This window comes from Sphingobium sp. LMC3-1-1.1, assembly GCF_040676285.1.
Classification (GTDB): domain Bacteria; phylum Pseudomonadota; class Alphaproteobacteria; order Sphingomonadales; family Sphingomonadaceae; genus Sphingobium.
The window spans coordinates 876,206-887,991 of record NZ_JBEGHQ010000001.1 but is presented as its reverse complement, the minus strand read 5'-3'; the positions used below and the strand labels follow the sequence as shown (position 1 = coordinate 887,991).

Below are 11,786 nucleotides of genomic sequence, written 5' to 3'. Positions count from 1 at the left end.
TCTTATCCGCTCGGCAACCTTGTCACAATTGTTGCGTTGGCGATGGATGAATGAAACCATGCTCGATGCGCTACAATATTATGGCGCAGGCGCCGCCACCATTGCCGCCTTCATCGTCTCCCTCAATCTTGGTCGCCGCGTCACGGGCTGGGCGTTCGTCCTGTTCGTGACGTCCTCCATCGCCCTGATCGGCTGGGGCTTTCTCTCGGAGGACAGCGAAGGCATAGGCTTTCAGAATATAGCGCTGCTCCTGATCAACCTCGTCGGCGTCTGGCGTTATCTCATCTCCCGGCACAAGCCGCGCGACTGAATGTCAGGCCGAAATCCAAACCTCCACCGAAACGGCATGCTGGCATAACGCGAGCCTGATCGGCAGTTCCTCGACGGGACCGCCCGCCAGCGCCCGGTCATAGACCGCCTTCTTTGCCGGCCCGCCAATCTGGAGGAAGATATGCCGGCTGGCGAGAATGGCTCTCGCGCTCATCGACATCCGCTGGTGCGGGGCATCGGGCGGCGTGACCGCCAGCGTCAGGGCGTCGGTGGAAAGCCCCTCCGCCAGTTCCTTCGCATCGGGAAACAAGGAAGCGGTATGCCCATCCTCACCCATGCCCAGCAGCACGATGTCGAGCGGCCAGGGCAAGGTCGCAAAGGCGGCCGCGCATTCCGCCTGTCCCGCATAGGCGTCCGCCGCATCGTTCTTCATCGGCACGAAACGCGCCGCCGCAGCCTTTCCCCGCAACAGCGTTTCGCGGATCAACCGTTCATTGCTGTCCGCATGGTCAGGAGCGACCCAGCGTTCGTCGACCAGCGTCACGATCACCTTGCCCCAATCCAGGGTCGTGTCGGAAAGAGCCTCCAGCACGGGCCGGGGCGACCGTCCGCCTGACAGCGCGATGGTCGCAACGCCCCGCCTGGCTATGGCATCGTCCAGAAGCGCGACGATCCGCCGCGCCATGTCCGTTGCAGCCAGCGCGCCTTCAATGAAAAGATGTTCGGTAGGCATGTTGTTCAATCTCGGTGGAAAGGAAGGCGCAGGCAGAACTCGGCGTTCACTCGCCGCGAATCTCGGTCAGCTTGCGCTCCCAGGCGAGGGCGTGGGTGACGATCTGGTCGAGATCGGCGAACCGGGGCGTCCAGGGAAACTCGGCCATGATCGCCCGATTGTCGGAGATCAGCGCATCCGGATCGCCCGCCCGGCGTCCTTCCATCCGCCGGTCGATCTTGAGGTTCGTCACCCGGTCGACCGCGTCCAGCACCTCCAGCACCGAGAAGCCGCGCCCATAGCCGCAGTTGAGCAGGTAATTCTGCTCCGGTCTGGCCATCAACGCCTCCAATGCCAGGACATGCGCCGCCGCCAGATCGGTGACATGGATATAGTCGCGCACGCCGGTCCCGTCGGGCGTATCAAAGTCCGTTCCGAACACCGAAACATGGCTGCGCTTGCCCAGCGCGGCCTCGACCGCCACCTTGATCAGATGCGTTGCCCCCGCGGTCGATTGCCCGGTGCGCCCTTCGGGATCGGCCCCGGCCACATTGAAATAGCGCAGGGCGCAGAAGTTCATCGCATGCGCCGCGCTGACGTCGCGCAGCATATATTCGGTCATCAGCTTCGACATGCCATAGGGGTTGATCGGTCGCTGCGGCGTGCTTTCCTTGACGGGGCTTTCTTCCGGAATGCCATAGGTCGCCGCTGTCGAGGAAAAGATGAAATGCGGCACGCCCACCGCGACCACGCTCTCGATCAGGTCGCGGGTCTTGGCGCTGTTGTTATGATAATATTTGAGCGGGTTCTCGACCGATTCAGGCACCACCACCGATCCGGCAAAGTGCATCACCGCCTTTATGCCATGGTCCCGCAGCGTCTGCCGGACCAGCGGCTGGTCGGAAATGTCGCCCTCGACGAAGGTCACATCGTCGGGCACCGCCCAGCGGAATCCCGTCACCAGATTGTCGATCACGACCACGCCATAGCCAGCGTCCCGCAGCGCCAATACGGCATGGCTACCGATATAGCCCGCTCCGCCCGTGACCAGAACCGTCGGCATTTCGCTCATAAAAATAAGGTCTCCCCGGAGATATCCGGGAAGACCTAAACTAGTGGGGCAACGATTTACAGCCCATTCACGCTGCGGCGCGAGATGAAGCGGGGCGATAGAAGGTCGCGCCGCTTGCCGCCATGTCCAGCAACTGCGCGGTCGGCGCGAAGCGGTCGCCATGCGTGGCGGCCAGCCGCTCCAGAACGGCCACGACATGGCCGATGCCGACCGTGTCCATATGGCTGAACGGCCCGCCGGTATAGGGCGCGAAGCCCCAGCCGAAGATCGCGCCGATATCACCATCCTCCGGCGTTTCCAGCACGCCTTCCTCAAAGCAGCGCGCACATTCGATCAGCTGGCGATAGAGCAGGCGCTCCTTCACCGCCTCCACATCGGGCTGCACGGCGGCGCGGGGGAACATATCCTCCAGACCGGCCCAGAGATGCTTCTTCTGCCCTTCGGGATAGTCATACCAGCCCTTGGCGCTTTTCCGCCCCAGTCGGCCGAGCTCGACCATGCGCGCCATCACTGCGTCGGACGGCTGCGCGACATAGGCATCGCCCAGTTCCTTCCGCGCGGCGACCACGATCTTGTGGCCCAGCTCGATGGAAACCTCGTCCCCGACCGCGAGCGGCCCCACCGGCATGCCCAGTTGCCGCCCGGCATTTTCGATCAGCGCGGGGTTGATCCCCTCGGCCACCATCTCCACGCCTTCCTGCACATAGGTGCCGAAGCAGCGCGAGGTGTAGAAGCCGCGCGAGTCATTGACGACAATCGGCGTCTTCTTGATCTGGGCGACGAAGTCGAGCGCCTTGGCGATGGCGGCAGGCCCGGTTTCCTTGCCAAGGATGATCTCCACCAGCGGCATCTTCTCGACCGGCGAGAAGAAGTGGATGCCGATGAAATTCTCCGGCTTCGACCATGCCTTCGCCAGCCTGGTGATCGGCAGGGTGGAAGTGTTGGAGCCAAAGATCGTATCCGCGCCCAGCACCTCCTCGACCTTCTTGGTCACTTCAGCCTTGATCGCGACATCCTCGAACACCGCCTCAATCACAAAGTCCGCTCCCGCGAGCGCGGCATAGTCTGTCGTGGGCGTCACGCGGGCCAGCGTCTCCGCCATCTTTTCCGGCGTCATGCCCTTGCCCAGGCGCTTCTTCAGCACCTCCTCGACATGCGCCTTGCCCTTTTCCGCAAAGGCCTGATCACGGTCGAACAGCACGACCTCGATGCCCGCCTGCGCGGCAACGGTGGCTATCCCTGCACCCATCATGCCCGCGCCCAGCATGGCGAGTTTCCTCGTCGGGGCCTTGGGCTGGTCCTTCGGGCGCCGCGCGCCACGCTCGGCTGCCTGCTTGTTGACGAACAGGCTGCGGATCATGTTCGCCGCCTGCGGATCGGCGGCGACCTTGGCGAAATATTTGCTTTCGACCCGGATCGCCCGATCGATTGGCAGGAAGGCCCCTTCATAGACGGCGGAGAGCAGCGCGATCGGCGCGTTCATGTTACGCTGCGTCTGCTTGAGCGTCATCGGAAGGGCACCCGCCATGGTCTGCACGAAGGCCGGATTGAACCCGCCCGCGCCGCCGGGGAATTTGAATCCCTTGACGTCCCATGGCTGAACCGAGGCGCTGGGATTGGCCTTCACCCATTCGCGCGCGGCCTGCACCGCCGTGCCCTGCGGCACGACCTGATCGACGACCTTCATCATCGCGGCGTCAGCCGGGCGGAACAGCTTGCCCTGCAACATGTACATCAGCGACGCCTGCACGCCCATGATGCGCGGCAAGCGCTGCGACCCGCCGCCGCCCGGGAACAGGCCGATCAGGATTTCCGGCAACCCAAGCTGCGTCCGGGGACTGTCGCCCACGACACGGCGATGGCAGGCGAGCGCCAGTTCGAACCCGCCGCCGACGCATGTGCCCTCAATGGCGCAGGCTACCGGCTTGCCGCATGTCTCCAGCCGTCGGAACAACTGGTTCAGGACAAAGACCTTGTCGAAGATTTCAGCGGGAGAGGGGCGTCTGCCGCTTTCGCTGACCAGCATGGATCCGAAATATTTCAGGTCCATGCCCGCCATGAAGCCGCTGTCCTTGCCGGATGCGATGACGGCGCCCTTGATCGCCTCTTCAGAGGAGATGCGCGTGATCGCCTCTTCCAGATCGGCTAGGAATTCCGGGCCGATGACGTTCATCGACTGATCGGGAACATCGATCGTCAGGGTGGCAATGCCATCCGCGTCGATGTCGAAAGTGATGGTCTGCATTGGAGGCAACCTTTCCTATCTCCGTTCGTGCCGCTCGGACGCCAGGTCTGTCGAAGACTGGTATCGAAGCATTTAATCCTTCGACCTGCCATTCCGACAGGCTCGATGGTCACTCGGCACGGACGGTTCCTATGTTCAAACGCGTTCGATGATGATGCCGGTGCCCATGCCTGCGCCGACGCACAGGTTGATGAGCGCGGTGCCCTTGCCGCTGCGCTCCAGTTCATCCAGCGCCGTGCCGAGCACCATCGCTCCGGTAGCGCCCAATGGATGGCCCATCGCGATCGCGCCGCCATTGACGTTGATCTGGCCATGGTCGAGGTCCATCGCCTGCATGTAGCGCAACACCACGCTGGCAAAGGCCTCGTTCAACTCCCACAGATCGATGTCGGACTTGCTCATGCCCGCCCGGTTCAGCAGCTTGCCCGCAACGAATTCCGGCCCGGTCAGCATGATCAGTGGTTCCGAGCCGATAGAGGCCATAGCCTTTATCCTGGCGCGGGCCTTCAGCCCATATTTCTCGCCCATCGCCTTGTTGCCGACCAGCACCGCGGCCGCGCCGTCGACGATGCCGCTGCTGTTGCCGGCATGGTGGACGTGATTGACCTTCTCCAGCTCCGGATAGCGCAGCAGCGCCACGGTGTCGAAGCCGGGCATTTCCTCGCCCAGTGCCGCAAAGCTGGGCTTGAGTGCGGCCAGCGACTGCATCGTTGCGTCCGGCCGCATATGTTCGTCATGGTCGAGCACGACCTGGCCGATCACGTCCTTGACCGGCACGATCGACCTGGCGAAGCGCTTCTCATCCCAGGCCGCCTTGGCGCGGCGCTGGCTTTCGACGGCATAGGCGTCGACATCGTCCCGGCTGATCCCGAACTTGGTCGCGATCACGTCGGCGCCGATGCCCTGCGGCGCGAAATAGGTCTTGTATGCGACCGCGGGGTCCATCGCCCAGGCGCCACCATCCGACGCCATCGGCACTCGGCTCATCGACTCCACCCCGCCGCCGATGGCAAGTCCTGCCTCGCCGGAATAGACCTTCGCGGCCGCCATGTTCACGGCCTCCAGGCCCGAAGCGCAGAAGCGATTGATCTGCACGCCCGGCACGGTCTGGGCATAATCGGCATTCAGCACCGCGACGCGGGCAATGTCCGCGCCCTGCTCGCCCACCGGGGTGACGCAGCCCAGGATGACGTCATCGACATCCGCGGTATCGATTTCCGTTCGGTCCCGTACCGCTTCCAGCATCTGCGTCGCCAGCTGGATGGGGGTGATTTCGTGCAGCGACCCGTCGGCCTTGCCCCGGCCTCGGGGCGTCCTGACGGCATCATAGATATAGGCTTCCATGCTATTCGTTCCTCTCCGCTGGGCGCCGGATGTTCGCTGCGAATGTATTTACGTTTACGTAAAGTGCAAGTCTCAATCGCCACCCCGCCCGACCGTAACGTCATCGGGCTGCGACGGTTGCTCTGCATCAACCGGCTGATCGCTTCGTCATTTTACCGATTCGCGGATTTGACCCGTTGGCCTTATTCCGCTTCATGGAGGGCGTGTCAGAATCGGACCCTTCCCAAGCACCTTCGCCCTTGTCGATCCCGATCTTCCGGGCGATCTGGTGGGCCAGCCTCGCTTCCAACTTCGGCGGGCTGATCCAGTCGGTCGGCGCGCAGTGGATGATGACCTCATTGTCCGCCTCGCCCCAGATGATAGCTCTGGTTCCGGCCGCGACGACACTGCCGATCATGTTGCTCTCGCTTTGGGCAGGCGCCGTGGCGGACAATAGTGACCGGCGCGTGGTGATGCTGCTGTGCCAGCTTTTCATGCTCCTCGTTTCCGCCCTGCTGGCTCTGTTCGCCTGGATGGGGTGGGTGACCCCATGGGCGTTGCTGGGCTTCACTTTCCTTGTCGGTTGCGCCACCGCGATCAACGGGCCGGCCTGGCAGGCGTCAGTGGGGGACATGGTGCCCAGGGCGGCCTTGCCCAACGCCGTTTCGCTCAATTCCATGGGTTTCAACATGGCGCGCAGCATCGGGCCGGCGTTGGGAGGGGTGATCGTGGCGGCGGCCGGTGCGGCGGCGGCCTTCCTGGTCAACGCGATCAGCTATGTGGGCTTGGTTGCGGTGCTTGCCCGCTGGCGTCCCGAACGGCCACCTCAGCTCCTTCCGCGCGAACGCATCGGTCTCGCGATGCGGGCCGGAGTCCGCTATGTCGCCATGTCGCCCAATATCCAGATCGTCCTGCTGCGAAGCGCGGCGTTCGGCATCGGGGCAAGCGCGGTGTCGGCGATGATGCCGCTGGTTGCGCGTGACCTGCTGGGTGGTGGAGCATTGACCTTCGGCGCGCTCAGTGGGGCCTTCGGCATCGGTGCGGTGCTGGGGGCGTTGTCGACGGGGCAGTTGCGACGCCGTTTTTCGGTCGAGGCCATTGTCCGCTCGGCTGCCATCGCCCTGGCGGCCGGGACGATGCTGATGGCCGTCAGCCATTGGCTGGTCCTGGCGCTGGCGGGTTTGCTGCTGGCGGGCGCCGGCTGGGTGGTCGCCCTTTCGACCTTCAACGTTTCCGTCCAGATGTCGGCGCCCCGCTGGGTCGTGGCGCGCGCCGTGGCTCTCTATCAGATGGTGGCCTTCGGCGGCATGGCCGGCGGCGCATGGCTGTTCGGCACGCTGGCGGAGGATCATGGCGTGCTCGTAGCGCTCTACGGCGCGGCGGCTGTCCAGTTCGCCTCGGCCATGATCGGATATATCCGGCCGCTCGCGCAAATAGGCGAACAGAATCTCGATCTTCAAAATCTGTGGCGGGAACCGCAGACGATGGTTCCGATCGAGCCCCGGAGCGGTCCTGTCGTCGTCACCATAGAATATCGCATAGCTGCCGGATCGGTGGTGCCCTTCCTTGCAGCGATGAGCGAACGTCGCCGCATACGCCGTCGCGATGGCGCCCATGGATGGTCGCTGCTGCGCGATCTGGGCGATCCGGAACTGTGGCTGGAGCGCTATCATGTGTCCACCTGGCTGGACTATGTCCGCCACAACAGTCGCCGGACGGTGGCCGACAGGGCGAACAGCGAAGCGATCCACGCCCTGCACTGTGGGGCCAATCCGCCGGTCGTGCATCGCATGCTGGAACGTCAGACGGGTTCGCTACCGCTTGGGCGTTCGGCCGATCCGCGGGAAATGGGCGATCCCATGACCGATCCCACCCGTTCCAGCTGATCTACGATTTCGGCTCCGTCCGTGGCTCAGGATCCAGATCCTCGGGCGTGTCGATGTCCCGCAGGTTGGCACCCATGGTTTCGATCTGCACACCGTGGCTGAGCAGCGCCCTTGCCCCCTGGTCGCCGCGCAAGGCCAGAAGTTCGGGAAAATGCTTGCGCCCGATGAATGCGGGGGGCGAGGATGAAAAGCCGTCGGTGCTCGCGACGACGGATCGGATGTCCTCGGCCGCGAGGCAGATCCGGTTGTAATGCGTCTGGGGCACGTCGGGCATGTCCGCCAGGCAGACCAATATGCCGCGGCATTTCCGTATCGGCATGACATGTTCGACGGCGCGGATGATGCTGCCCGACATGCCGTCTTCCGGACGGTCATTGACGATGATGGTATAGCCGCGCCGTTCCAGCCGGCGATGCAGGACCGGGGCTTGGCTTATGGGACGCACCACCGCCACCAATTCCCCAAAGATCATGGAGGCGATGGTTTCCAGCGCATGGACGAAGACGGCCTTTCCGCGCAGGTCGGCCATCAGCTTGTCTTCTTCCCCGAAACGGGAGGAAGTGCCCGCTGCAAGGAGGACGGCGGCGATCTGTTCGGTCCGCATGGTTCCGCTGCGATGATGTGTTGCGACCCCGGTTCACCCGGTTTGGTCAGCATGTGCCACCGACGGCATGGCATGTCCAGCGTGGCAAAGGGGGCTGGCGTTCGTGCGAATCAGTCGCCATATGCCGCTGAGCAACAGAGGAGTGGTGCCGTCCATGGAATATGATCCCGACGCGGAAACTGCGGGCGAGTCGGTCAAGATCCCGGTTCCCGCGAACGTGGCCGATGCTATCCGGACATTGATCCGCTGGTCTGGCGACGATCCGGAGCGGGAAGGACTGATCGAGACGCCTGAACGCGTGGCACGCGCGTGGAAGGAATATTGCCGGGGTTATGAAGATGATCCGGCCTATCATCTTTCGCGCATCTTCCATGAGGTTGGCGGTTATGACGATGTCGTCCTGTTGAAGGACATTCCGTTCCAGTCGCATTGCGAGCATCACATGGCGCCCATCGTGGGTGTTGCGCATATCGCCTATCTGCCTGGCCAATATGTCGTGGGGATATCGAAGCTGGCGCGCGTGCTGCACGCGTTCGCCCATCGCCTTCAGGTGCAGGAGCGACTGACTTCGGAGGTCGCCAATTGTATCTGGGAGAATCTGAAGCCCCAGGGCGTCGCCGTTGTGGTCGAAGCGACGCATGGTTGCATGACCGGTCGGGGCGTTCGTACGCCCAACGTCGTCATGAAGACCAGCCGCATGCTGGGCGTGTTCCGCGATGATGAGAAGAGCCGTGAAGAAGTGCTCAAGCTGATTGCATCGTGACCGAGCCGGAAGTTCCTGCCTATCGGCCCCTTGGGGGCTCCCGGCAGCGCGAGGAACAGGCCGGCGCGCGTCCGCTGGCGCAAAAGCGGCTCGCGCTGGTGACGGGCGGCCATCGGCGGCTGGGTGGCATCATCTCCGCCGCATTCGCGCAGGCCGGCTATTCGCTGGCGATCCACGGCAGTCACGATACCCGGCTGGATTCCCATCTGGCGCTGACGCTGGAAGATAATGCGACTGAATGGGACGGCTTCACCGTCGATTTCGCCGATCCGGAAGGGGCGGAGGAGTTGGTGGCGCTGGTGGCTGAGCGCTTTGGCAGGCCGCCGGACGTGCTCGTCAACAGTGCGGCGATATTCGGACAGGACCGGCTCGACAGTGTCAATGCCGGCGACCTGATGCGCCATTATGCCGTCAACTGCGCCGCGCCCACGCTGCTCACCAAAGCCTTTGCCACGGTTCCTGCGGGAACGGGCGATCGGTGCATCGTCAACATCCTCGACCAGCGGATCGACCACCCGCATGGTGACCAACTCGCCTATACGCTTTCGAAAATGGCCCTGGCGGGACTGACGCGGCTCTCCGCCTCCACACTGGCGCCGCAGATCAGGGTCAATGCCGTCGCGCCGGGTCTTACCATCGCGACGCCGGATTATGACCACGATCAGATGGAAAGACTGTCGACCCTGATGCCGCTGGCGCGTTTGCCGCAGGCGGAGGAGATCGCCCAGGCCGTGCTCTATCTGGCGGGTGCCAGCGCCGTGACGGGCCAGACGCTCTACATCGACGGTGGCGCGCATTTGCGAAGCTATGACCGGGATTTCATGCATCTGTGCCGATAGCGGCTGCGAAGATGCGGCTCCTCAAGGACTGGCCAAGCGCCGTCTCGCTGCATAGAGCGGATCGCAATGGGTCAATGAAGGGAGACTGCAATGGCATTCGAAACGATCCTGGTCGAACAACGGGATGCGGTGACTTTGGTCACGCTCAACCGCCCGCAGGCGCTGAACGCGCTGAACAGCCAGGTGCTGAAGGATCTTGGCGCAGCCTTTGCCGCCTATGATGCCGATCCGGCACAGCGTTGCCTTGTCCTGACCGGCAGCGAAAAGGCCTTCGCCGCGGGCGCCGACATCAAGGAGATGGTGGAGAAGGAAGCAGCGGACTTCTTCCTGGAGGATTTCTTCTCCGGCTGGCAGAGCAAGGTCGTCGCGACCCGCAAGCCGTGGATTGCTGCTGTTGCCGGTTTCGCGCTGGGCGGCGGGTGCGAACTGGCGATGATGGCGGACTTCATCCTGGCGGCCGACACGGCGAAATTCGGTCAACCCGAGATCAAGCTGGGCGTAGCGCCGGGCATGGGCGGGTCGCAGCGCCTGACCCGTGCCGTGGGCAAGGCGAAGGCGATGGAAATGTGCCTGACGGGCCGCATGATGGGCGCGGAAGAGGCGGAAAGCGCCGGGCTGGTCGCTCGGATCGTTCCCGCCGCCGAATTGCTCGACGATGCGCTCAAGACCGCCGCGACCATCGCCGGCATGCCGCCCATGGCCGCGATGGTGAACAAGGAAATGGTCAATCTGACATTTGAGACCGGGCTGGCCCAGGGGATATTGACCGAGCGCCGCCTGTTCCAGATCCTGACCGCGACCGAGGACAAGAAGGAAGGCATGGAAGCCTTCGTCGAAAAACGCGCGGGCGTCTGGAAGGGGCGCTGATCGGCGGGAGGGCGCGCCCTGGAAGCGCGCCTTCGCTAGAGCGATTTCCAAGCGATCGGAACCGATCGCTGGTTAAGAAATCGCGGAAAACAAGGAATCAGAGCGGCGATCTGATTCAATCAGATCGAAACCCGCTCTAAAATCGCTGAGGGAGGGGTAGGCCGCTTACTTCCCCTCCAGCATCTCGATCATCAGCGAAAAGTCCCGCGCCGCTTCACCGCGATTGGTGAGCAATTGATAGAGCGACTCAGCCACATTTCCCATCGGGACGCTCGCCCCCACCGAAGCGGCCGCTTCACTAGCCAGCTTCAGATCCTTCAGCATCAGCCCGACGGCGAAGCCGCCCTGATAGCCATTGTCTGACGGGCTTTGCGGTCCGACACCGGGCACCGGGCAATAGCTGGTCATCGACCAGCTCTGCCCAGACGACACGCTGGAGATATCGTAGAAGGTTTGCGGATCCAGGCCGAGCTTCTTCGCCATGGCAAAGGTTTCGCAAGTCGCGACCATCGTCGCGCCCAGCAGCATGTTGTTGCAGATCTTGGCGGCCTGGCCATTGCCGGCGCCGCCGGCGTGGATCACCGCCTTGCCCATGGCAGACAGGATCGGCTTGGCTCGGCCGAACGCCTGATCGGTGCCACCGACCATGAAGGTCAGCGTGCCGCCATTGGCTGCCGCGATACCGCCTGAAACCGGGGCATCGACCATTTCGAACCCTTTCTTGGCGGCAGCCTCCTCCACGCGCCGCGCCGTCGCGACATCGATGGTCGAACAGTCGAGGAACAGCGCATCCGCCTTCGCCGCGTCGAAGACGTCGCCCGTGTAGACGCCCTCCACATGCTTGCCCGCGGGAAGCATGGTCACGACGGCATCGGCGCCCGCAACCGCCTCCGCCGCGCTGGCGCAGCGCACCGCGCCGGCTTCGGCCGCCTTGGCCAGCGCCTCTTCCGACAGGTCGAAGGCCCGCACGGCAAAGCCGTTCTTCAGCAGGTTGACGGCCATGCCGCCGCCCATGTTGCCCAGGCCGATAAAGGCGATTGTCTGGCTCATTTCAGGCACTCCTCCTGTCTTGGAGCGCGCTGCGTCAAGCCCGACGCAACTGTGCGCTCCCGTTCTTCCTTGCCGCATCCGACCTTGCAGAGGGCCTTTCGTCGCCATTCTGCGCGATGCGCCAGATTCCCAAGTTTCCGCGACTTCCTGACCAG

General features: G+C 63.6%; 11 protein-coding genes. 5 read left to right on the top strand and 6 right to left on the bottom strand.

The window, feature by feature from the left end; genetic code table 11:
* Positions 1 to 46 precede the first annotated feature (46 nt).
* Positions 47 to 310, top strand: coding sequence for a hypothetical protein (locus MRBLMC3_RS04480; protein ID WP_133652184.1), 264 nt, complete (start codon positions 47 to 49; stop codon positions 308 to 310).
* Positions 311 to 313: 3 nt separating this feature from the next.
* On the opposite strand, the gene pgl is transcribed toward MRBLMC3_RS04480, so the two are convergent.
* The 4 genes from pgl to MRBLMC3_RS04460 all read right to left on the bottom strand — a co-directional run bounded on the left by pgl (position 314) and on the right by MRBLMC3_RS04460 (position 5,643).
* Positions 314 to 1,003 carry a 6-phosphogluconolactonase gene (gene pgl, locus MRBLMC3_RS04475; protein WP_363826160.1) on the bottom strand — a complete coding sequence of 230 codons (690 nt, stop codon included), beginning with the start codon at positions 1,001 to 1,003 and terminating at the stop codon, positions 314 to 316.
* 46 nt (positions 1,004 to 1,049) lie between these two features.
* On the bottom strand, positions 1,050 to 2,054 hold the full coding sequence (gene galE, locus MRBLMC3_RS04470; RefSeq protein WP_363754755.1) for a UDP-glucose 4-epimerase GalE: 1,005 nt from the start codon (positions 2,052 to 2,054) through the stop codon (positions 1,050 to 1,052).
* A gap of 67 nt (positions 2,055 to 2,121) precedes the next feature.
* On the bottom strand, positions 2,122 to 4,299 hold the full coding sequence (locus MRBLMC3_RS04465) for a 3-hydroxyacyl-CoA dehydrogenase NAD-binding domain-containing protein (protein ID WP_363826157.1): 2,178 nt from the start codon (positions 4,297 to 4,299) through the stop codon (positions 2,122 to 2,124).
* Between the two features lie 135 nt (positions 4,300 to 4,434).
* Positions 4,435 to 5,643, bottom strand: coding sequence for an acetyl-CoA C-acetyltransferase (locus tag MRBLMC3_RS04460; RefSeq protein ID WP_363826154.1), 1,209 nt, complete (start codon positions 5,641 to 5,643; stop codon positions 4,435 to 4,437).
* Positions 5,644 to 5,837: 194 nt separating this feature from the next.
* Between MRBLMC3_RS04460 and MRBLMC3_RS04455 the strand changes: the two genes are divergently transcribed.
* Positions 5,838 to 7,508: an MFS transporter gene (locus MRBLMC3_RS04455; RefSeq protein WP_363826641.1), complete on the top strand. Its 1,671-nt coding sequence runs from the start codon at positions 5,838 to 5,840 to the stop codon at positions 7,506 to 7,508.
* A 1-nt stretch (position 7,509) separates the two neighbouring features.
* On the opposite strand, the gene MRBLMC3_RS04450 is transcribed toward MRBLMC3_RS04455, so the two are convergent.
* Positions 7,510 to 8,112, bottom strand: a complete 603-nt coding sequence (locus tag MRBLMC3_RS04450; RefSeq protein WP_363734627.1) for a nucleotidyltransferase family protein — start codon at positions 8,110 to 8,112, stop codon at positions 7,510 to 7,512.
* 154 nt (positions 8,113 to 8,266) lie between these two features.
* Here MRBLMC3_RS04450 and folE point away from each other — a divergent pair, with 154 nt between their 5' ends.
* The 3 genes from folE to MRBLMC3_RS04435 all read left to right on the top strand — a co-directional run bounded on the left by folE (position 8,267) and on the right by MRBLMC3_RS04435 (position 10,581).
* Positions 8,267 to 8,875, top strand: coding sequence for a GTP cyclohydrolase I FolE (gene folE, locus MRBLMC3_RS04445; RefSeq protein ID WP_363734628.1), 609 nt, complete (start codon positions 8,267 to 8,269; stop codon positions 8,873 to 8,875).
* A complete protein-coding gene (locus MRBLMC3_RS04440) occupies positions 8,872 to 9,714 on the top strand; it encodes an SDR family oxidoreductase (protein ID WP_363826151.1) in 843 nt (280 codons plus the stop codon). The genes folE and MRBLMC3_RS04440 overlap by 4 nt, the downstream gene beginning before the upstream one ends.
* 90 nt (positions 9,715 to 9,804) lie before the next feature.
* Positions 9,805 to 10,581 carry an enoyl-CoA hydratase-related protein gene (locus MRBLMC3_RS04435; protein ID WP_363826149.1) on the top strand — a complete coding sequence of 259 codons (777 nt, stop codon included), beginning with the start codon at positions 9,805 to 9,807 and terminating at the stop codon, positions 10,579 to 10,581.
* 165 nt (positions 10,582 to 10,746) lie between these two features.
* On the opposite strand, the gene mmsB is transcribed toward MRBLMC3_RS04435, so the two are convergent.
* Positions 10,747 to 11,709, bottom strand: a complete 963-nt coding sequence (gene mmsB / locus MRBLMC3_RS04430) for a 3-hydroxyisobutyrate dehydrogenase (RefSeq protein WP_363826146.1) — start codon at positions 11,707 to 11,709, stop codon at positions 10,747 to 10,749.
* Positions 11,710 to 11,786 lie beyond the last annotated feature (77 nt).

Bases quoted from the DNA above. Each gene is read 5' to 3' on its own strand.
- MRBLMC3_RS04480 (WP_133652184.1), top strand. From the start codon at position 47: ATGAATGAAACCATGCTCGATGCGCTACAATATTATGGCGCAGGCGCC.
- MRBLMC3_RS04450 (WP_363734627.1), bottom strand. From the start codon at position 8,112: ATGCGGACCGAACAGATCGCCGCCGTCCTCCTTGCAGCGGGCACTTCC.
- folE (WP_363734628.1), top strand. From the start codon at position 8,267: ATGGAATATGATCCCGACGCGGAAACTGCGGGCGAGTCGGTCAAGATC.
- mmsB (WP_363826146.1), bottom strand. From the start codon at position 11,709: ATGCGGCAAGGAAGAACGGGAGCGCACAGTTGCGTCGGGCTTGACGCA.
- MRBLMC3_RS04455 (WP_363826641.1), top strand. From the start codon at position 5,838: ATGGAGGGCGTGTCAGAATCGGACCCTTCCCAAGCACCTTCGCCCTTG.
- galE (WP_363754755.1), bottom strand. From the start codon at position 2,054: ATGAGCGAAATGCCGACGGTTCTGGTCACGGGCGGAGCGGGCTATATC.
- pgl (WP_363826160.1), bottom strand. From the start codon at position 1,003: ATGCCTACCGAACATCTTTTCATTGAAGGCGCGCTGGCTGCAACGGAC.
- MRBLMC3_RS04460 (WP_363826154.1), bottom strand. From the start codon at position 5,643: ATGGAAGCCTATATCTATGATGCCGTCAGGACGCCCCGAGGCCGGGGC.
- MRBLMC3_RS04435 (WP_363826149.1), top strand. From the start codon at position 9,805: ATGGCATTCGAAACGATCCTGGTCGAACAACGGGATGCGGTGACTTTG.
- MRBLMC3_RS04465 (WP_363826157.1), bottom strand. From the start codon at position 4,299: ATGCAGACCATCACTTTCGACATCGACGCGGATGGCATTGCCACCCTG.